This window comes from Nocardioides aurantiacus (genome assembly GCF_003752505.1).
Taxonomy (GTDB): Bacteria; Actinomycetota; Actinomycetes; order Propionibacteriales; family Nocardioidaceae; genus Marmoricola; species Marmoricola aurantiacus.
The window spans coordinates 240,763-260,361 of the sequence record NZ_RKHO01000001.1 but is presented as its reverse complement, the minus strand read 5'-3'; the positions used below and the strand labels follow the sequence as shown (position 1 = coordinate 260,361).

Sequence of the window (19,599 nt, the reverse complement as noted above, 5' to 3'; positions counted from 1 at the left end):
GCGGGTCAGCCGTGGACGCGGGCGACCCACAGCGCGGGGTCGAGGATCTCGGCCTTGCCGGGCAGGTTCTCCGGCCCCGCCCACACGGCGTTGAAGCCGTCCATGCCGACCTTGTCGACGGCGGCCCGGACGAAGATCGCGCCGTCGCGGTACTGCGCCATCTTCTGGTCGAGGCCGAGCAGCCGGCGCAGCAGCCGGTCGAGCGCACCGACGCCCTTGCGGCGCTCGGTGAACGTGCGGCGGATCTGCGCGACCGAGGGGATCACCTCGGGACCGACGCCGTCCATGACGACGTCGGCGTGGCCCTCGAGCAGGCTCATCACACCGGTCACCCGGTCGATCACGGCCTTCTGCTCGGGGCTGGCGAACAGGTCGAGCAGGCTGCCGTCGGACCGGCCGCCGCGCACGTCGCCCAGCTTGCGGACGAGGTCGCCCACGAGCTCGGCCGGGTCGGTCTGCACCGAGGACAGGATCTCGCCCATCAGCGACCGGAGGTGCTCGGTCATCCACGGCACGGCCGTGAACTGCACCCGGTGGGTCTCCTCGTGCAGGCACACCCAGAGCCGGAAGTCGTGCGGGTCGGCGCCGAGCTCGCGCTCGACGTGGACGATGTTGGGGGCGACCAGCAGCAGCCGCCCCTGCTCGCCGGGCTGGTCGTGGAACGGGTCGAACTGGCCGAGCACCTTGGACCCGAGGAACCCCAGCATGGTGCCGAGCTCGACGCCGGTGATCCGCGAGCCGATGGCCTGGGTGAGACCGCCGGGCGGTCCCTTTTTCTCGGTCAGCTTGTCGAGCAGCGGGCCCATGATGGTCGCGAACCCGTCGGCGTTGGCCTGGATCCAGCCAGGGCGGTCGACGACGAGGACCGGCGCGGTGCGCTCGGTGGCGACCAGGCCGGTGAAGTCACGGACCAGCTGGGTCGAGCGGTCGGCCCCGGCCCGCAGCTCGGCGACGGCGTCGGCGGCCTCCCGCCGGGAGACCTGGGGGCCCTCGCCGACGAGCCGGGAGCCCACGCGCACCGCCAGGTCCCAGTCGACCATCCGGGCGCTGCCTGGTGCTCCCTCGCTCATGACGGCGACCCTACGCCGCACCTGCACGCCCCCAGGGCGGCCGCGATCCGGTCGACGCGGTCCCGCGCCTCGAGCTCCTTCTCGGGCCGGACGCGGTCGGCGACGACGACGAAGGCCATCCGGCCACCGCTCGGGTCGTCGGCCACGCCGGCCAGCCCGTGGACGCCGGTGAGGGTGCCGGTCTTGGCCCGGACGCGGCCGCGTGCGGCCGGCGGGCCCTCGTCGAAGCGCAGCGCGAGCGAGCCGGTGAAGCCCGAGACCGGGAGGCCGGTCAGCACCTGACGCAGCTCGGGCCGGTCCTGCTCCTCCACCAGCCGCAGCACCCCGGCGAGGGTGTCGGGGCTGAGCCGGTTGTCGCGGGAGAGGCCGCTGCCGTCGAACAGCCGGTCCCCGTCCACGGGTACGCCGAGGCGCTGGACGACCCCGAGGACGCCGGCCGCGCCGCCCTCGAACGAGCCCTGCCCCGACTCGGCCAGCCCGACGTGGTGGGCGAGCACGTCGGCGGCCTGGTTGTCGCTGACCGCCAGGAGGCGCTCGACGATCTCGCCGACGGTGGCGCTGCGGACCGAGGCCAGCGTGGGCGGCGGGTCGGTCGTGGTCGCGTCGACGGGGGCGGGCGTGCGCGCGACCGGGCCGCGCACCTGGACGCCGGCCTGGCGCAGCGCCGCCGCGAAGACCCGCGCCGCGTCGGCGGCCGGGTCGGCGACGAAGCCGAAGCCGTCGGGGTCCTCGGCGTGGTCGACCCACAGCGCGCTGATCGGGGAGGTGATGTCGTCGAGGTAGCCGGGCTCCCAGGTGGGGTTGACGGCCGGCCCGGTGAACAGGCTGTCGTCGTAGCCGAGCCGGACCCGGCGTACGCCCTCGGCGCGCAGCGCCTGCGCGGACCGCTTCGCCAGCGTCCGGAGGTCGGCCCGGCGGGGGTAGGTGCCGGCGTCCTCGCTCGGGCCCGAGGCCAGCAACGGGTCGCCGCCCCCGACCAGCACCAGCCGGCCGGCCTGCGGCTGCCAGCGGGTGGAGGTGGTGAAGCGGCTGGTGCCGCCGAGGGACTCCAGGGCCGCCACCGAGGTGAGCAGCTTGGTCGTGGAGGCGGGCACCACGCTGCGGGCGCCGGCGCGGTAGACCTCCTCGCCGGTCCCGAGGTCGGTGACCAGCACCGCGTAGTGGGGGCCGAGGACACGGCGCTGGAGCAGCGGCGCGACCGCCGCCGAGACCGCGGCCGGGTCGACGTCGACGTGCTCGCCGGCCACCGCCACGCGCTGGGCCACGCGGGAGGCCGGCAGCCGCAGGCCCTCGGGCGGCAGCACCGCGGCGGGCTCGGTGGCCGGGTCGACGGGTCCCCACCCGAACCACCGCTCCCCCAGGTCGAAGCGGTAGCTGACCACCGCCGCGGCCAGCATCACCAGCACGAGCAGCTCGGCGAGGTGGCGCAGCACGGGGTGGATGCGGCTGTGGCGTGGCTCACGCCCCATGGGCGGGGTGCCTCCTCGATGTGCGGACCGGCAGGATGTGCGCGACACTAGCCCCGGCGCGCCCGCCCAGGGGCCGCGACGTCCTGCAGAGAAGGAAGTGCCGTGGAGTTCGACGTGCTCGTGGAGATCCCCAAGGGTCAGCGCAACAAGTACGAGGTGGACCACGAGAGCGGGCGGATCCGGTTGGACCGGACGCTGTTCACGTCGACGCAGTACCCCGCCGACTACGGCTACATCGAGAACACCCTGGGCCTGGACGGCGACCCGCTGGACGCCCTGGTGATCCTGCAGGAGCCCACCTTCCCCGGCTGCCTGATCAAGTGCCGCGCGATCGGCATGTTCCGGATGACCGACGAGGCCGGCGGCGACGACAAGGTCCTCTGCGTCCCCGCGACGGACCCGCGCCTGGAGCACCTGCGCGACATCAACCACGTCTCGAAGTTCGACCGGCTCGAGATCCAGCACTTCTTCGAGGTCTACAAGGACCTCGAGCCCGGCAAGTCCGTCGAGGGCGCCGAGTGGACCGGCCGTCGCGAGGCCGAGGCCGAGGTCAACGCCTCGTTCGAGCGCTTCAAGGAGGACCCGCACGAGTCCGGCGTCAAGGGCGACGCCGCTCCCTCCGTGGGTCGCGACACCGACAACTGACCCGGTCGGGGCCTCAGGCCCCGTCCGCGCGTACGCCGCGGAAGTAGCCGATCGCGCCGGAGAGCCGCACCGTCACCTGCTCGAAGCCGTCCGCGACGAGCCAGCGGCGTACGTCGGACCGCGTGGCGCCCGGACCGAGCAGGCCGGCCAGGCGCCCGCCGCGGCGTACGCCCTCGAAGCGCAGGCCCGAGTCGTTGAGCAGCGCGCTTCCGGTCAGCACGCCACCGGGACGCAGCACCCGCGCCAGCTCGCGGACCGCTCCGCGCGGGTCGGGGAAGCAGTGCAGCCCGGTCAGGCTGACGACGTGGTCCACGGACCCGTCGGCGAACGGCAGGTCGACGACGTCGGCCAGCACCGTCTCGAGCTGGTCCTCGACGCCGAGCCGGCGGGCCGAGGCGGTGGTGCGGTCCAGCATCCGCTGGGAGATGTCGACCGCGACGTAGCGCACTGCCTGGCCGGGCCGCAGCCCGCGCAGCGCCACGCCGCCCCCGCTGGGGACGTCGAGCACGACCGACCCGGCCGGGAGCCGACCGGTCTCGCCGGCCGCGGCGTACAGCAGGCGCAGGTCGCTGCCGATGCCGAGCCGCCACAGCGCGCCGCCCGTCACCGGGTGCTCGACGCTCCAGTCGTAGACCGAGCCCCACAGCGGGTCCTCGTCCCACCCTCCGACACCGGGCACCTGGCCCACGAGGCGTCGCAGGGCCGACATCAGTAGCCCTGCTCGAGCATCTCCGCCTGCAGCATCTCGACCGGGATGCCGAAGCCGTCGACGAGGTCGTCGGCGACCGGCCGCAGCCGGCGGCACAGCGCGTTGACCTCGCGGGTGATCGACTTGCTGCGGGCGCTGGAGAGCCGGCCGTGCTCCATCCACCAGGCGCGGTCGGCCTCGATCGTGCTCAGCCCGAACAGGTCGCGCACGGCCGCCAGCGTCTCGGCGTTGGGGTCGTCCGGGTGCGCCTGGAGCTTCTCGGTGAAGGCCTCGAGCACCAGCCGCTCCATGTGGGAGCGCGCGGCGTGGATGACGTGGTCCTGCACCTGGCTGAAGACCTGCACCGGGTCGGAGCCGCCGTCGATGCCGCGCTTGAGGCGGCGGGCGACGCCGGAGAGCACGTGCTCCTCGCGCCAGCGCAGCATCGCCAGCTGGTAGTCGGCGTCGAGCAGCGTCGACTCGTCCTGGCCGTCGTCGGACGACGGCAGCACGTCGCGCAGCCGCTCGAGGATCTTGTGGACCGCGGTGCGCTCCATGACGGTCTCGACGGCGAGGTCGGCGACGAAGCGCGCGACCCCGAACTGGTCGAGCTCCTCGAAGTTGGTGCTGTAGTCGGTGAGCAGGCCCTTGGCCACGAGCTGGAGGAGGACGTGGTTGTCGCCCTCGAAGGTGGTGAAGACGTCGGTGTCGGCCTTGAGCGCCGCGAACCGGTTGACGGCGAGGTAGCCGGCGCCGCCGCAGGCCTCGCGGCCCTCCTGGATGGTGTCGGTGGCGTGCCAGGTGCCGAGCGCCTTGGTGCCGGCGGCCCGGGACTCCAGCGCCCGTCGGTCGCGCTCGGGGTAGTCGGGGTCGTTGCTCGCGGTGTGCAGCTGCTCGACCAGCACCTCCTGGGCGAAGTGCAGCGCATAGCTGCGCGCCAGCCGCGGCAGCAGCCGGCGCTGGTGCAGGCCGTAGTCGAGGAGCAGCTCCTCCTCGTCGGTGCCGGGGGCGCCGAACTGGCGGCGCTTGAGCGCGTACTTCACCGCGATGGTGATGGCGACCTTGCTGGCCGAGATGCCGGCGCCGCCCACGCTCACCCGCCCCTGCACGAGGGTGCCCAGCATCGTGAAGAAGCGGCGGTCGGGGTTCTCGATGTCGGAGCTGTAGACGCCGGCCTCGTTGACGTCGGCGTAGCGGTTGAGCAGGTTCTCGCGGGGGACGCGGACCTCGTCGAACCACAGCCGGCCGTTGTCGACCCCGCGGAGGCCCATCTTGGGGCCGTCGTCACCGATCCGCACGCCCGGCATCGCCTCGCCGTGCTCGTCGCGGATCGGCACCACGAAGGCGTGCACGCCCTGCGACTCCCCGCCGATCTCCAGGACCGCGAACACCGCGGCGTGCGAGGCGTGGGCGGCGGCGTTGCCGATGTAGTCCTTGCGCGCCGACTCGGTCGTGGTGGTGATCACGAACTCGCGGGTGGCCACGTCGTAGGTCGCGACGGTGCCGAGGTGCTGCACGTTGGACCCGTGGCCGGACTCGGTCATCGCGAAGCAGCCGAGCAGGTCGGCGTTGATCAGGTCGCGCAGGTAGGCGTCGTGGTGTCGCTTCGTGCCCAGCTGGAGCACGGCCCCGCCGAAGAGCCCGAACTGCACGCCCGCCTTGACCAGCACGGACAGGTCGCCGAAGGCGAGGGTCTCGAAGGCCGCGATCGAGGCGCCGACGTCACCGCCGCCGCCGTGCTCCGTGGGGAACCCGAGCCCGGTCGCGCCGGTGTCGGCCATGTGCTTGATGACCTCGCGGACGCGCTCGCGGAAGTCGGTGTCGGTCATCTCGACCTGGTCCTGGATGACGCCGGCGTACTCCGCGAGGTTCTTGCGCACGAGGTTGCGGACCTCGGCGTAGCGACCGTCCAGCAGGGAGGTCAGGGCGGGGACGTCGACGGAGAGGGACGTGGTGTCGGCCATGCCTTCCACTGTGCCCGAATCCCGCGCCGATCGGGTGTGGAACCGAGCACACTCGTGCACTCGACCCGGGCCCACCCGGCGCGGTTTCGTCGGCAGCCCCCGTCGAGCCCGGGGTCAGGGGCGGGCGGCGAAGGTGGGGTACCAGTACGACAGCGTGCTGTAGCGCACGGGTACGCCGGTGCGCGGCGCCTCGATCAGGCGGCCGCCGCCCAGGTAGAGCGCGACGTGGTGGATGCCGCTCGGGCTGCCGTTGCTGCTCCAGAACAGCAGGTCGCCCGGGCGGGCCTGCGAGATCGGGACCGGCGTGCTGGCGTAGTACTGCGCGACGGAGTAGTGCGGCAGCGAGATCCCGCCGCGCTCCCAGGCCCGCATCGTCAGGCCGGAGCAGTCGAAGGACGACGGGCCGTCGGCGCCCCACAGGTAGGGCTTGCCGACCTGCGCCGCGGCGTAGGCGATGGCGCGCTGGACGGCGGAGCCGCTGGGCGCGGGGGCCGGAGCGGGGGCAGGGGCAGGCGCCGGTGCCGGAGCGGGGGCCGGGGCGGGGGCCGGGTTCGGCCGGGGGGCCGGGGCCGGAGCGGGGTCCGGACGCGGGGTGGGTCGCGGGGCGGGTCGCGGGGTGGCGCGGGGCGCGGCCGCGGGCTCGCCGGCCCGCGTGGCCGGGGCGGGGGTGGCGACGGGTGCCGTCGCCGCGGCGGCGCGCGCGGCGGCGGCGGCGCGGGCGCGGCTGCGCTGCTCGAGCGCGTCGCGGCGCTGGCTGGCGAGCGCGACCGAGACGCCCTGCGCCCGGGCCAGCGAGCGCACCAGCCGCTGCTGCTCGGCGGCGGTGGCAGTGGCTGCCCCGGCCGCGGCGGCCGCGGCCGACGAGGCACCGGCGGCGGCGCTCGCGGCGGAGTCGGCGAGCTCCTGCTGGCGCTCCTCGGCGGCGGAGGCGCGCTCGGTGGCGCGGTCGGCGCGGGCCGACGTACGCCGGAAGTCGCGGTAGCGCGCGTCCATCGACTCACCCGCGCTCTGGACGACGGCGGCGCGGTTCATCAGCCCGGCGGGCCCCTCGTCGCCCAGCAGGGCCGTGGCGGTGCCGAGCTCGGTGCCGTTCTGGTAGCTGTCGGTGACGAGCGCGACGATCCCGACGCGCTGGTCGGCGACGGCCTGGCGGGCTCGCTGCTCGCGGGCGGCGGCCTGCTCGGCCTCGTCCTGCGCCTGCTCGAGCTGCCAGCGGGCGCCGTTGTAGGCCTCGGCGGCCTGCTGCGCCTCGACCTCGGCCTGCTGCAGCCGCGCGCTCGCGGCGAGCATCGCGGCCTCGATGCCGGCCACGGCCGCCCGACCGGTGGTCACGGCGGCCTCGGCGCGGTCGACCTCGGCGCGGCTGGGCACCGGCGCGGGGGCGTCGGGCCGCTGCGGCACGGGTGCGGCACCGGCCGGCGGGACCAGGCCCAGCACGAGGGCACCCACCAGCCCGCCCGCCGCGGCGTACGTCGCAGCACGGGTCGCCAGGGCGGCGGTGGAGCGTCGGGTGGCTCGTGCGGACAGCACGCGAGGCCTTTCGTCGGGGGTCCCGCGCCGCTTCCCCACGGCACGGGACGTCGCCGAGGCTAGGTCCCACGCGTCACATTGGGAACATCAATCCCAGAAGAACAGATCTGTAACTTGCGTGTCGTCTTGACAACGTGGTCCCACACGTCCCCGAGTCACACGCGTGTGATTTGCGGGCGAGCCCCGGACCGGCGTTCGCCAGGAAGGGACGAATCGGGCGTCGGAGCTGCGGAAACTGCCCGCCAGCGCCCGGTTTGCACCCTTCGCGGGGCAGTTTCACCGGCTAGCCGGTGAAACTGCCCGACCCCCTACCGGACCTCGGACTCCACCGGCACGTTGGAGGTGGTGGTCGTGGGGTGGGAGTGGCGGCCGTGCTCGTCGAACTTCTGGCCGGTGGCGAGGCCGCCGAGGTAGAAGGACGTGAAGGCGATCAGGGCGCCGAAGATGTCGTCGGCGATGTAGTGCCAGCCGAAGTACGTCGTGGCGAGGACCGTGATGCCCATGTAGACCCAGAGCACGATCCGGATGGGGCGGTGGCGCACGGTGTACTGCGCGACCAGGGCCATCAGCAGGGTGACGCCGACGTGGAGCGAGGCGAAGCCGGCGATCGACTGGACCCCGTCGGAGACGCCGGACAGCACGTCCCCACGGCCGTAGTAGAGCGCTTCCTGGAGCGCCGTCACCCCGGTGGTGTCGAGGTCGAAGTAGAGCCACGGGAAGGCGAAGTTCGGGCCGAGCGTGGGGATCATGTAGTAGCTGGCGGTGCCGAGCGTCCAGCAGATGCACTGGGAGGTGACGTACCAGTAGCCGAAGCTGACGTTGCGCGACCAGACCACCCAGATGGTCACCGAGATCGGCACGGTCGGCAGGAAGATCAGGTAGACCCACGACAGCACCTGCGCGGTGATGCCAGTGCCGAGCGCGTTGTGCAGCACCACGGCCAGGTCGTTGCCGAAGAACAGCCACTGGTCGAACTTGTGCAGCTCGTAGTCGCCCGGCTGCACGCCGACGTCGCGCACGAACGGCAGGAAGTTCTTCAGGTTGCGGTAGCTCACGTAGGTGACGTAGAAGCAGATCACCCCGAGCACCACGACCTGGATCCGCTCGCGGGTCCAGTGCTCGCGGATCAGCAGCCGCGCCTCGCGGCGGAACTCGGTGGGCCGGAACCGCGACCGCCACAGCGTGCGCGGCACGATGTCGGCGACGAACGCGCCGAGCACCAGCATCGGTGCCCGCACCCAGGCGGGGCCGAGGAAGCCGTCGGGGTCGCGCATCGGCAGGCCGAGCGCCTGGCCGGTGAAGTAGGCCAACAGCCCCATGACCACCGCGATGGTGATCATGGTCGTGTACGCGCGCCTCACGAGCGGCAGTCTAGGCGGGCCCGGGCAGCGGCGCGGTCCGGGCCGGATCCAGGCTGACCCGCACCCGCTCCCCCGCCCGTACGACGGCCGCCGGGGACGCCACGCCGGGCAGCACCCCCAGCCCGTCGACGTCCAGGCGGAGCCGGACCAGCTCGGGGGTCAGCCGGGCCTCCTCGACGGTGGCCTCCAACGAGCCGGCCGGGTCCAGCCGCAGCGCCGACCGTCGGAGCGCGACCGCCTCCCAGGACGCCTCGGGGGCGACCAGCCGGCGGAAGGTCCGCGCCCGGTCGCCGTCCAGCACCTCGGCGTACCCGAGGAAGCGGGCGGTCCAGCCGTCGACCGGGTGCGCCCACACCTCGGCCAGGCTGCCCTGCTGGACCAGCCGCCCCTCGCGCATCACCGCCATCGTGTCGGCGACGGCGAACGCCTCCTCCTGGTCGTGGGTCACCAGCACCGCGGTCACCCCGGCGGCCCGCAGGATGTCGTGCAGGTCGGCGGCCAGCCGCTCGCGCAGCCCACGGTCCAGGGCGCTCAGCGGCTCGTCGAGCAGCAGCAGCCGCGGCTCGACGGCGAGCGCGCGGGCCAGCGCGACCCGCTGCCGCTCGCCGCCGCTGAGGGTGGCGGGCGAGCGGGCGGCGTACCCGCCCAGGCCGACGAGGTCGAGCAGCTCGGCGGTGCGACGACGACGCTCCGCCCGTCCGGTGCGTCGCAGCCGGAGCGGGTAGCCGACGTTGCCGGCGACGTCGAGGTGCTCGAACAGCTGCCCGTCCTGGAACATCAGCGCGAAGCCCCGTCGGTGCGTGGGCACCCGGGCGAGGTCGCGGCCCTCGAGCAGCACCCGCCCGGCGGCCGGGCGCTCGAGGCCGGCGACCGTGCGCAGCAGCGTCGACTTGCCGCAGCCCGAGGGCCCGAGGACGGCCAGCACCGACCCCGGCGCGAGCGTCAGGTCGACGTCCTGGACAACCGCGGTGCCCTCGAAGGTGACCGAGAGACCCTCGACGCGCAGTCCCGCCGCGCTCACAGCACCCCCACCGACCCGCCGCGCAGCCGCTGCACCGCGAGCATCACCGCGGTCGTGGTGGCCGCGAGCACGACCGAGGCGGCCATCGCCATGCCGAAGTTCTCCGCGCCCGGACGGCCGATCAACCGGTAGATCACCACCGGCAGGGTCGGGTCGTCGTCGCGGGCGAGGAAGCTGGTCGCGCCGAACTCGCCCAGCGAGACCGCGAAGCCGAAGCCCGCCGCGGCCAGCAGCGCCCGCCAGGCCGCCGGCACGTCCACGGTCGCCAGCACCCGCAGCGGCCCGGCGCCCAGCGAGGCGGCCGCCTGCCGCTGCCGGTCGTCGACCGAGCGCAGCACCGGCGCGACCGTGCGCACCACCAGCGGCAGCGCCACCATCGCCTGGGCGACGGGCACGAGCAGCGCGGAGCTGCGCAGGTCGAGCGGCGGGCGGTCCAGGGTGACCAGGAACCCGAAGCCGACCGTGACCGCGGAGACGCCCAGCGGCAGCATGAAGACGCCGTCGAGCAGCTGCCGCGGCCGACCGCCGCCCGGTCGCGAGACGAGGTAGGCCACGACGGTGCCGAGCAGCAGCGCCAGCGAGGCCGCGACCAGGGCGATCTCGAGCGAGGTGACCAGCGCCTCGGTCACCGGCACCAGCAGCGCGTTGTCGGCGCCGGTCGTCGCCAGCGCGCGGTAGTTCTGCAGTCCCCAGTCCTCGCCGCGGCGCAGCGAGGCGGCCACGAGCGAGGCCAGCGGGGCGAGCAGCAGCACCAGGGTGAGCGCGGTCCACAGCAGCACCGGGGCGTGGGTCCAGCGCGGCCGGGGCAGCGGCCGGGCGGTGCGGGCGGTCGGCGGGGAGCGGCGTACGCGCGCGGCCAGGACGAGCAGGCCGGTGACCACGAGCAGCTGCAGCACCGACAGGGCGGCCGCGGCGGTCAGGTCGAGCTCCTGGGTGGTGAGCAGGTAGATCTCGGTCTCGACGTTGGCGTAGCGCAGCCCGCCCATGGTCAGCACCACCCCGAACGCGGTCGAGCAGAACAGGAACACCACGCTGGCGGCCGAGACGACGCCCGGGCGCAGCGCCGGCAGCGTCACGGTGCGCAGCACCTGCCACGGGGTGGCGCCCAGCGCCGCGGCGGCCTCCTCGCGCCGCGGGTCCATCGACTCCCAGAAGGTGCCGACGGTGCGCACCACGACGCTGACGTTGAAGAACGCCAGCGCCGCGACGATCGCCACCGCGCTGCCGTCGAGCCCCAGCCCGCCCAGCGGGCCCGAGGACGCGATCAGCTGGCGGAAGGCCACGCCCACGACCACGGTCGGCAGCACGAACGGCACCACCACCACGGCCCGGAGCAGGTCGCGTCCGGGGAACCGCAGCCGGTGCAGGGCGTACGCCGTGGGCAGCCCCAGCACCAGCGACAGCAGGGTCCCCGCCGTGGCCGACCAGAGCGTGAACCACAGCACCCGGTGCACCCGCGGTCGGGTCAGCACCTCGAGCACCGCGCCCGGCTCGAACCGTCCGTCGGGCACGAACCCGCGCCCCACCATCCCGGCGACCGGGTAGACGAAGAACAGCGCGAGGGCCGCCAGCGGCAGCGCCGCCAGCAGCGCGGTGGCTACTGCGTGACGATGTCGCGCCACTCGCGCAGCCACTTCTCGCGGTTCGCGTCGAGGTCGGCCGGCTCGACGGCGAGCGGCTCCTCGGCCGCCGGGGCGAACTCCGCCCAGGCCTCGGGCAGGGCCACGTCGGCGTCGACGGGGTAGACGTACATGGTGTCGGGCAGCGCCTGCTGGAACTCCCGCCCGAGCATGAAGTCGATGAACTCCTGCATGCCCTCGGGGTTCTCGGCGCCGGCCAGCACCCCGGCGTACTCCACCTGTCGGAAGCAGGTGTCCAGCAGCGCGCTCGTGGTCGGCTCGGTGCCGCCCTCGGGCACGGTGAACGGCGGCGAGGAGGAGTAGGACAGCACGATCGGCCGGTCGCCCCCGCCGCCGCCGGCGGTGAAGTCGACCTCGTAGGCGTCGGACCAGCCGGAGGTCACCTTGGCGCCGTTGTCGACCAGCGCCTGCCAGTAGTCGGGCCAGTCGGCGCCCTTGGCGGCCACGGTGGCGAGCAGGAAGGCCAGGCCCGGCGAGGAGGTGGTGGCGCCGGGGGTCACGAACAGGCCCTCGTAGGCCGGGTCGGTCAGGTCGTCGAGGTCCGTGGGCGGCTGCTTGCCCTCCTTCTCGAACCAGCTGTCGTCGACGTTGACGCACACGTCGCTGTAGTCGACCGGGGTCAGCCGGTCCTCGCCGCCGGGGAGCCGGAGCTGCTCGGCCGAGGCGGGCAGGTCCGCGTCGTACGCCGCGAGCACGCCCTCGTCGACGGCGCGGGACCCGAAGGTGTTGTCGATGCCGTAGACCCCGTCGGCCAGCGGCGAGTCCTTGGTCAGCACCAGCTTGTTGGTCAGCTGGCCCGCGTCACCCTGCGGCTGGACCTTCACCGTGATGCCGCTCTGCTCGGTGAACGCGGCGAGCACGTCGTCGGGGACGGCCCAGCTGTCGTGGGTGACGACGGTGAGGGTCGTGCGATCCTCGGTCGCGCCGGCGTCGGAGGATCCCGACGAGCCGCACGCGGCCAGGGTCGCGGTGAGGGCACCGACGGTGAGCAGGGTGGACAGGGAACGCACGCGGATGCGCATCGGGAGTCTCCTTCGACTTCCTTCGCCGGTACTAACCGGAGCAGGTTCGAGGGTCTGCGGCTCTCCCGCACTCTCAGCGCCTCCGGCTCACTGGCCCCCGGCGCTCCCCTGTCGGACGCTGCCCACCCTAGCCGCGGCGCGGGAGCGCGAACTGCACGGTGTCCCCCGCGACCCGGGCGAGGTCGGCCCGCAGCGCGAGCAGCTCGAGGTGGGCGAGCGTCTCGAAGGCGGCCAGCGCCTGGTCGAACGGGCCGAGCTCGTCGATGTGTCGCTCGCGGCGGGTCCAGGGCAGCGCGCAGGCCACCTCCCAGGCCGTGCGGGCGCCGGCGCGCACGGCCTCGAGCGACTGCGCGAGCCGCACGTCGTGGTGCTCGAGCAGCTCGTGGACGCGGGCGTGGGAGGAGGCGGTGACCGGGCCGTGGGCGGGCAGCAGCGTGAGGTCGGGCAGCGCCAGGACCTTGGCGAGCGAGGAGAGGTAGTCGCGCAGCGGCTGCCGGACGTACGCCGGCTCGAACCCGATCGAGGGCGTGATCGTCGAGAGCACGTGGTCGCCGGCGAAGAGCAGCGAGGCGGCCTCGTCGGCGAAGACGTAGTGGCCGCGGGTGTGCCCGGGCGTCGCCACGGCGCGCAGCCGACGGCCGGCCACGTCGAGGTCCTGGTCGTGCTCGAGCCAGGTGTCGGGGGCGGCGTAGGCGTCGAGGGCGTCGGGACGGCGCGGCGCCAGCTCCAGCCACGCCTCGTGCAGGTGCTCGGCCCCGGCGGAGCGCAGCCGCGCGTGGGTGCCGGCCTGCCGGGTGTCGCCGGCCTCGGCGTCGGCGTGCACGCTCGCGAGGTTGGGCCGCTCGCCGGAGCCCAGCACGACCGGGCAGCCCAGCTCGGTGCCGAGGACGCGGGCCTGGGTGTAGTGGTCGCGGTGCATGTGGGTGACCAGGAACCGGCGTACGTCGGAGGGCGCGTGCCCGAGCCGGCGCAGCCCGTCCTCGAAGACCTGGCGCGAGGTCGGGATCGCCCAGCCGCCGTCGACCAGGGTCAGGCCGTCCTCGCCCTCGACGACGTAGACGTTGACCGCGCGCAGGCCGTCCATCGGCAGCGGCAGCGGCAGCCGGTGGACGCCGGGCGCGACCTCCTCGACCCCGGGCTCGGCCCACGCGCCGCGTCCCGTGCTGGGCAGGTCGCGGGGAGCGACCCGGTCAGGCAAGGTCGGCGTAGGCCTCGACGGCCAGCGGGATCTCGAGCAGGAAGGTCGAGCCGCGGCCCGGCTCGGAGCGGGCGTCGACCGAGCCGCCGTGGCTCTCGGCGATCTGCTTGGTGATGAACAGCCCGAGGCCCAGGCCCGGCACGTGGTCGGTGCCGCGCTCGCGGTGGAAGACCTCGAAGATGCGCTGCAGGCCGAGCCGGCTGATGCCGGGGCCCTCGTCGTGGACGGCGATCTTGGCGTTGTCGAGCCCGCGGTCGAGCGCCACCGAGACGGTGCTGCGCGGCGGGGAGAACTTGATGGCGTTGCCGAGCAGGTTGCCCAGCGCGCGCTCCAGCTTGACCGGGTCGCCGTCGACCCAGCAGCCGGCGTCACGCGGCTGGTCGACCAGCAGCAGGATCGTCATGTCCTTGGCGTTGGCCAGCACCCGCTGACGCTCCACCAGCGAGGTGACCAGCTCGACGAGGTCGATGCGCTGCACGTCGAGGTGGTTCTGGTCGTCGATCGAGAAGCCGTTGTTGAGGTCGGAGATCAGCGCCGACATCGTGAGCGCGGAGCGGTGCAGCTGCTCCACGCGGGTGCGCACGAACGGGTCGAGCGTGGGGTGGTCGAGCAGCAGCTCGCTCAGCCCCATGATCACCTGCGCGGGGTTGCCGAGGTCGTGCACCGTCATGGCGCTGAGGCGTCGCTGGGAGGCCAGCTCGCTGTTGATGCGACCCAGCTCCCTCAGGAGCAGCTCGTGTCCGGGCTCCTCAACGGGCACGGGACCTGTCCTCCGTCCACGTCCGGCAGATCTCGAGCGCCTCGGCGGCCCCGGGGGCCCAGCCGTCGGCACCGACCAGGTCGGCCAGCTGTGGGTTGATGGTGAACGGGCGTCCTCCGACGAGGACGCGGACGCCGGCGCAGCGCGGGTCGGCCCGCAGCAGCGTGATCAGCTCGCGGACCCCGCGGATGTGGCCGGCCATGGTGGCCGAGACGGCCAGCACGTCGGCGCGGTGCTGCGCGACCCGCTCGATGACGTCGGCGTGCGGGACGTCGGCGCCGAGGTAGGCGGTGCGCCACCCGGCCTGCTCCATGAGGTCGGAGATCATCCGGATGCCCACCTCGTGGGCCTCCGAGCCGACGCTGGTCGCCACGACGCTCCTGCCCAGCAGGGTGCGGTTGAGCAGCAGCCGCGGGTAGAGCAGCGACAGGGCGAGCTGGGTGATGGCGGTGGTGTAGTGCTCGTGGGCGATCGAGATCTCGCCCGCCTCCCAGAGCCGACCGAGCTCGACCTGGGCGGGCTGGAGGATGCCGAGCATGATGTCGGCGACGCTGACCTCGGACATCATCGCCTCGCGGACCACGGCGATCGCCTCGTCGCGGTGGCCGGCGAGGGCGGCCGCGAGGTAGTCGTGGGCCGGTCCGACGGGCAGGGCGACCAGCGAGTCGGCGTGGGCACCACTGGCGCCGAGCACGGCCGCGCTGTTCTGCAGCTCCTCGACCTGGGCCAGCTGGCGCGGGGTGAGGTGGGGTCCGAGCGCCTCGCGGACCGCCTTGTCGACGTCCTCGGGGCCGAAGGGGGCGCCGGCGCTCTCGAGCCGCACGGTCTGCCACCGCAGCTGGTCGGCCAGGAGCTCCGGGACGCCGAGCGACAACGCGCTGTCGAGCGCCTCGAGGTGGAGCCGGACGACCTCGATGACCGAGCCGGACAGCAGGCCCAGGTCGGCCGCGACCTCCTCGGCCATGACCCGCGGGTCGAGGGGGATGCCGCCCAGGGCAGGGGACTCCCAGATCGCGGTCATGCTGCCAGGGTAGGTCGGTGGACGGGTGTGCGCGACGTCGCTGACCAGAAAGTTCGGTTCTCAACTGTCGAAAACGGACTTATCCGGACAGGTCGCTCTATAAATGACCAACAATGACTACGCCGGGCCGCGCTGGACGGCCAGCCTGACCTGCGTGTTCGCGCTGCCGTAGCCGGCGTACCCGCCCCGACGCTCCAGCAGCTCGACGTAGAACCCGGTGGCGAGCACGTCGGTGTAGACGTGCAGCAGCTCGGCGGCCCCTGCGTCCCCGTCGCCCACCCGGTCGCAGAGCACCTGGTGCTCACGCAGCTCGGCGACGCGGTCGGCGTCGAGGCCGGTGCGGGCGGCGACGTCGACGTAGTAGTTGTCGGGTACCTGCATCAGGCGTACGCCGCGCTGGCGCAGGGCGCGCACCTCGGCCAGCAGGTCGGTGCAGGCGAAGGCCGCCTGGGTCACTCCGACGACCGGGTCGACGGCGCCGCCGTCGGGCCCCTCGGCCACGTTGACGACGATGCGCGCACCACCGTGACGGGGCTCGAGCGCGCGGCTGCGCAGCCGGCCCTGCGGCTCCCAGAACTCCTCCACCGGGGCGGCCTCCAGGCCCAGCACGGTGCGCAGGAAGCCGATCTCCTCGTCCAGCCGGCGCGGCGGCACGGCCAGGCCGACGTGGTCGAGCCCGGTCCAGCGCCCCTCGGTCGCCGGCTCGTCCTCGACGACGAAGTCGTCCTGCCAGTGGTCGGGGGCGCCGGGGTCGGCGGAGAGGAACAGGTGGGTCTCGCCGGGCGTGGTGATGCCGGGCAGCAGCGCCTCCCCCGCCCCGCGGGTCCGGTCGACCTCGGGCCAGAGCAGCGCCTCGGCCCGGGCGGCGACGGTGTCGACCCGGGGCGTGGCCAGCCCGACGGCGTGCGCCCGCGGATCGGTGCCGGGGGTCTGGTTGACCACCACGTGGGCCTCCCCCTGGCGCCACCACTGCACCGGCTTGCTGCGGTGCCGGCCGACCCGGGTGAGGCCGAGCCCGCGCAGCAGCGCCTCCAGGGCGGGGTCGCCGGTGGGGTCGGCGACCTCGAGGAAGGCCAGGCCGACCCGCTCGGGGGCGGGCGGGGCCGGCTCGACCAGCGCGGCGGCCGGGCCGGTCAACCGGGCGGCGAGCTCGTCGGCGAGGAAGACCAGGGAGCGGTAGGCGTCGCGCGCCGTGACGGCCTGGTCGGACTCGCGGACCACGTCGCTGAACACCTCGAGCGAGACCGGTCCGCGGTAGCCGGCCTCCAAGGTGGCGGCCACGACGCCGGTGACGTCGAGCATCCCCTGGCCGGGGAAGCAGCGGAAGTGGCGGCTCCACTCCAGGACGTCCATCTGCTTCAGCGGCGCGTCGGCCACCTGGAGGAAGCCGATCCGCTCCCCCGGCACGCCGTCGAGCGCGGTCGCGTCGTCGCCCCGGGCCAGCACGTGGAAGGTGTCGACCGCCACGGTGACGGCCGCGTGGTCGGCGCGGCGTACGACGTCCCAGGCCTGGGCGAGCCGATTGACGTGGCGTCCCCAGGCCAGCGCCTCGTAGGCCAGCACCAGCCCGCGTCCCGCCGCCTCGTCGCCCAGCTCGGCCAGCTGGGACGCGGTGAGGTCGGGGTCGTCGACCGAGCCGGCGCCGACGTGGGAGCACAGCAGCACCACGGGCGCGCCGAGCTCGCGGGCGACCTCGAGCTTGGCCACCACCCGGCGCCGGGTCGCGGGCCAGGCGTCCGGGGCGACGCCGGCCGCGTCGCGCACCGGCTGGAAGAGGTCGATCGTCAGGCCGAGGTCAGCCGCGAGCCGGGCCACCTCGGCCGGGGACAGCGGGCACCCGATGAGGTCGTTGTCGAAGACCTCGACGCCGTCGAACCCCGCCGTGGCCGCCGCGTGCAGCTTGTCCACGAGGCGACCGCTGAGGGACAGCGTGGCGACGCCGGTGCGCATCAGGCGGTCAGCTCCCGGAAGTGGCGCTGCATCCGCTCCGCGTCGGCCGGTCGGCCGGTGAACAGCTCGAACGCGCCGACGGCCTGCTGCACCGCCATCGCGCCACCGGGCAGCACCCGGCAGCCCCGCGAGCGGGCCAGCGCGACCAGCTCGGTCTCGAGCGGGAAGTAGACGACGTCGGAGACCCACAGGTCCCCGCGCACCAGCTCGGCCGGGACCGGCAGGCCGGCGTGGCCGTGCATCCCGACCGGCGTGGCGTTGACCAAGCCGTCGGCCCCGGCGAGCGCGCCGGGCAGGTCGGTGACGACCTCCACGGCGTGGTCGCCGTACCGCTTCGCCAGCCGTACGACGCACGCGTGCGCCCGGTCCGCGTCGACGTCGTGGACGCCGAGCCGGCCCACCCCCTCGGCGAGCAGGCCGTAGCCGACGGCGACCCCGGCGCCGCCCGCCCCGACCAGCACCACGCGGTCCCGGGGCGCGTCGGGCAGCCCGGCGGCGAGGGCCGCGGCGTACCCCGTGGTGTCGGTGTTGTGGCCGACCCGCTTCCCGTCGCGCAGCACCACGGTGTTGACGGCACCGAGGTCGGCCGCGGCCTCGGAGAGGTCGTCGAGCAGCGGCACCACGGCCTGCTTGAACGGGTGGGTGACGTTGAGCCCGTCGAGGCCGAACCGCTCCGCCCCGGTCAGCACCTCGGGCAGGTCGTCGACCCCGAAGCCCCGCCCGTCGGGCCGCTCGGCGTCGACGAGCCGGTAGGTCAGGGCGAGGCCCTGCTCGCGACCCTCCCGCTCCTGCATCGCCGGGGTGAGCGAGCGGGCGATGCCACCGCCGACCAGGCCGAGCGAGAACGAGCCGATGCTCATGCCGCGGCCGGGGCGGGGGTGCGGGCCGCACGGACGCCGACCAGGTGCGTCGGCACGGTGTGCGTCCTGCCGGGCCCGGTGAGCACCGCGATCGCGGAGATCACGCAGGCCCCGACGGCGAAGGCCGCCACGCGCCACCAGTTGTCGGCCTCGCCGCCCATCAGGGCACCGGCGATGGTCGGGGTGAACCCGGCCAGCGCGAAGCCGAACTGGGTGCCGATGGCCATGCCGGAGAGGCGGACGCTGGTGGGGAAGTACTCCGCGTAGGTGGCGGGCCACACCGCGTTGGGCATCGAGTAGACGACGCCGGCCAGGGCCACGCCGAGCACGAAGGTGAGCGGCTCGTTGCCCGCCCGGATCGCGCCGAGGAAGGCGGTGACGAGCACGGCGCTGCCGGCCAGACCGGTCAGGAAGACCGGCTTGCGACCGACCTTGTCCGAGAGCATCGCCCAGAACGGGATCACCGCGATGGCGACCAGGTTGGCCACGATCGCCAGCCACAGCATGAAGGAGGAGTCGAAGCCGATGCCGTAGTCGTCGGCCGTCGCGAAGTTGAGCGCGAAGACCTGGAACATGGTGTTGACCATCGCGATGAAGGCGGCGAAGAAGACGCGCAGCACCGCGGGCGAGTGGTCGGCGAACAGCTCCTTGAGCGGCGCCCGCTTCGGCTCGTCGCTGTCGGCGACGTCGTCCTGGAAGGCGGGCGTCTCGTCGAGGCGGGCCCGGATCACGAAGCCCAGCACGACGATGACGGCGCTGAGCCAGAACGGCACCCGCCAGCCCCAGCTGAGCAGCGCGTCCTCGGGCAGCACCGCGGCCAGCGGCAGGAAGATCGCGGGCGCCAGCACCTGGCCGCCCTGGGTGCCGCTGAGGGTCCAGCTGGTGAAGAAGCCGCGACGGTCGTCGGGGGCGTGCTCGAAGGACATCGAGTTGGCGCCGGCCTGCTCGCCCGCGGCCGAGAGGCCCTGGAGCAGCCGGAGCAGCACGAGCAGCGCCGGGGCCCACAGCCCGATCTGGCTGTACGTCGGGAGGCAGCCGATGAGGAACGTGGAGACGCCCATCAGCAGCAGCGTGCCGATCAGGATCGTCTTGCGGCCGAGCCGGTCGCCGATGTGGCCCATCAGGAAGGACCCGAACGGCCGGGCGACGTAGGCGACGCCGAAGGTCGCGAACGCCGCGATCGTGGCGGCCGAGTCGTTGCCCTCGGGGAAGAAGATCTGGGGGAAGACCAGGGCGGCGGCGGTGCCGTAGATCGCCAGGTCGTAGTACTCCAGCGCGGAGCCGCTCCAGGCGGCGAGGGCCGCGCGCTTCGGCGTACGGCGGGACTCGTCGTGGTGCCCCGCGGCGGCGGTGTCGATGGTGCTCATGGTGGTGCCTCTCCGTCGGCCTCGCCGACTTGT

At 74.1% G+C, this 19,599-nt stretch carries 16 protein-coding genes and 1 riboswitch; of the genes, 1 reads left to right on the top strand and 15 read right to left on the bottom strand.

Annotated elements, in window-relative coordinates; all coding sequences use genetic code 11:
- Positions 1 to 5: 5 nt before the first annotated feature.
- Positions 6 to 1,070, bottom strand: coding sequence for a zinc-dependent metalloprotease (locus EDD33_RS01275; RefSeq protein WP_246003305.1), 1,065 nt, complete (start codon positions 1,068 to 1,070; stop codon positions 6 to 8).
- Positions 1,067 to 2,539 (bottom strand): D-alanyl-D-alanine carboxypeptidase/D-alanyl-D-alanine endopeptidase, encoded by a 1,473-nt coding sequence (gene dacB / locus EDD33_RS01270; protein WP_123388789.1) that lies wholly within the window; start codon positions 2,537 to 2,539, stop codon positions 1,067 to 1,069. The genes EDD33_RS01275 and dacB overlap by 4 nt, the downstream gene beginning before the upstream one ends.
- Positions 2,540 to 2,641: 102 nt before the next feature.
- Between dacB and EDD33_RS01265 the strand changes: the two genes are divergently transcribed.
- A complete protein-coding gene (locus tag EDD33_RS01265; RefSeq protein ID WP_123388788.1) occupies positions 2,642 to 3,184 on the top strand; it encodes an inorganic diphosphatase in 543 nt (180 codons plus the stop codon).
- A 13-nt stretch (positions 3,185 to 3,197) separates the two neighbouring features.
- Here the strand turns inward: EDD33_RS01265 and EDD33_RS01260 are convergent, their stop codons facing one another.
- The 13 genes from EDD33_RS01260 to EDD33_RS01195 all read right to left on the bottom strand — a co-directional run bounded on the left by EDD33_RS01260 (position 3,198) and on the right by EDD33_RS01195 (position 19,566).
- A complete protein-coding gene (locus EDD33_RS01260) occupies positions 3,198 to 3,893 on the bottom strand; it encodes a class I SAM-dependent methyltransferase (RefSeq protein ID WP_123388787.1) in 696 nt (231 codons plus the stop codon).
- On the bottom strand, positions 3,893 to 5,836 hold the full coding sequence (locus tag EDD33_RS01255; RefSeq protein WP_123388786.1) for an acyl-CoA dehydrogenase family protein: 1,944 nt from the start codon (positions 5,834 to 5,836) through the stop codon (positions 3,893 to 3,895). The genes EDD33_RS01260 and EDD33_RS01255 overlap by 1 nt, the downstream gene beginning before the upstream one ends.
- Positions 5,837 to 5,950: 114 nt before the next feature.
- Positions 5,951 to 7,366, bottom strand: coding sequence for a C40 family peptidase (locus EDD33_RS19865; RefSeq protein WP_170169668.1), 1,416 nt, complete (start codon positions 7,364 to 7,366; stop codon positions 5,951 to 5,953).
- A 308-nt stretch (positions 7,367 to 7,674) separates the two neighbouring features.
- On the bottom strand, positions 7,675 to 8,727 hold the full coding sequence (locus EDD33_RS01240; RefSeq protein WP_246003304.1) for a phosphatase PAP2 family protein: 1,053 nt from the start codon (positions 8,725 to 8,727) through the stop codon (positions 7,675 to 7,677).
- A gap of 10 nt (positions 8,728 to 8,737) precedes the next feature.
- Positions 8,738 to 9,748 carry an ABC transporter ATP-binding protein gene (locus EDD33_RS01235; protein ID WP_246003303.1) on the bottom strand — a complete coding sequence of 337 codons (1,011 nt, stop codon included), beginning with the start codon at positions 9,746 to 9,748 and terminating at the stop codon, positions 8,738 to 8,740.
- Positions 9,745 to 11,370 carry an ABC transporter permease gene (locus tag EDD33_RS01230; protein WP_246003302.1) on the bottom strand — a complete coding sequence of 542 codons (1,626 nt, stop codon included), beginning with the start codon at positions 11,368 to 11,370 and terminating at the stop codon, positions 9,745 to 9,747. Before EDD33_RS01230 ends, EDD33_RS01235 begins: the two co-directional genes overlap by 4 nt.
- The gene (locus tag EDD33_RS01225) at positions 11,346 to 12,410 is read right to left on the bottom strand and encodes a thiamine ABC transporter substrate-binding protein (protein ID WP_123388783.1); all 1,065 of its coding nucleotides are present in this window, start codon (positions 12,408 to 12,410) and stop codon (positions 11,346 to 11,348) included. Before EDD33_RS01225 ends, EDD33_RS01230 begins: the two co-directional genes overlap by 25 nt.
- Positions 12,411 to 12,530: riboswitch (TPP riboswitch) on the bottom strand. It lies immediately after the preceding gene.
- Positions 12,531 to 12,537: 7 nt separating this feature from the next.
- Complete coding sequence (locus EDD33_RS01220; RefSeq protein ID WP_246003301.1) at positions 12,538 to 13,608, bottom strand: MBL fold metallo-hydrolase; 1,071 nt, start codon at positions 13,606 to 13,608, stop codon at positions 12,538 to 12,540.
- Positions 13,601 to 14,368 (bottom strand): sensor histidine kinase, encoded by a 768-nt coding sequence (locus EDD33_RS01215; RefSeq protein ID WP_123388782.1) that lies wholly within the window; start codon positions 14,366 to 14,368, stop codon positions 13,601 to 13,603. Before EDD33_RS01215 ends, EDD33_RS01220 begins: the two co-directional genes overlap by 8 nt.
- On the bottom strand, positions 14,358 to 15,389 hold the full coding sequence (locus tag EDD33_RS01210) for a cobalamin B12-binding domain-containing protein (RefSeq protein ID WP_123388781.1): 1,032 nt from the start codon (positions 15,387 to 15,389) through the stop codon (positions 14,358 to 14,360). Before EDD33_RS01210 ends, EDD33_RS01215 begins: the two co-directional genes overlap by 11 nt.
- Positions 15,390 to 15,506: 117 nt before the next feature.
- On the bottom strand, positions 15,507 to 17,339 hold the full coding sequence (locus tag EDD33_RS01205) for a sugar phosphate isomerase/epimerase and 4-hydroxyphenylpyruvate domain-containing protein (protein ID WP_123388780.1): 1,833 nt from the start codon (positions 17,337 to 17,339) through the stop codon (positions 15,507 to 15,509).
- A complete protein-coding gene (locus tag EDD33_RS01200) occupies positions 17,339 to 18,199 on the bottom strand; it encodes a shikimate dehydrogenase (RefSeq protein WP_123388779.1) in 861 nt (286 codons plus the stop codon). The genes EDD33_RS01205 and EDD33_RS01200 overlap by 1 nt, the downstream gene beginning before the upstream one ends.
- Entirely contained in the window at positions 18,196 to 19,566 is a 1,371-nt protein-coding gene (locus EDD33_RS01195) for an MFS transporter (RefSeq protein ID WP_123388778.1), read from the bottom strand. Before EDD33_RS01195 ends, EDD33_RS01200 begins: the two co-directional genes overlap by 4 nt.
- Positions 19,567 to 19,599: the final 33 nt, after the last annotated feature.

Excerpts from the sequence above, each read along its gene's own strand:
- EDD33_RS01225 (WP_123388783.1), bottom strand. The coding sequence starts at position 12,410 with ATGCGCATCCGCGTGCGTTCCCTGTCCACCCTGCTCACCGTCGGTGCC.
- EDD33_RS01210 (WP_123388781.1), bottom strand. The coding sequence starts at position 15,389 with ATGACCGCGATCTGGGAGTCCCCTGCCCTGGGCGGCATCCCCCTCGAC.
- EDD33_RS01255 (WP_123388786.1), bottom strand. The coding sequence starts at position 5,836 with ATGGCCGACACCACGTCCCTCTCCGTCGACGTCCCCGCCCTGACCTCC.
- EDD33_RS01200 (WP_123388779.1), bottom strand. The coding sequence starts at position 18,199 with ATGAGCATCGGCTCGTTCTCGCTCGGCCTGGTCGGCGGTGGCATCGCC.
- EDD33_RS01275 (WP_246003305.1), bottom strand. The coding sequence starts at position 1,070 with ATGAGCGAGGGAGCACCAGGCAGCGCCCGGATGGTCGACTGGGACCTG.
- EDD33_RS01260 (WP_123388787.1), bottom strand. The coding sequence starts at position 3,893 with ATGTCGGCCCTGCGACGCCTCGTGGGCCAGGTGCCCGGTGTCGGAGGG.
- EDD33_RS01195 (WP_123388778.1), bottom strand. The coding sequence starts at position 19,566 with ATGAGCACCATCGACACCGCCGCCGCGGGGCACCACGACGAGTCCCGC.
- EDD33_RS01205 (WP_123388780.1), bottom strand. The coding sequence starts at position 17,339 with ATGCGCACCGGCGTCGCCACGCTGTCCCTCAGCGGTCGCCTCGTGGAC.
- dacB (WP_123388789.1), bottom strand. The coding sequence starts at position 2,539 with ATGGGGCGTGAGCCACGCCACAGCCGCATCCACCCCGTGCTGCGCCAC.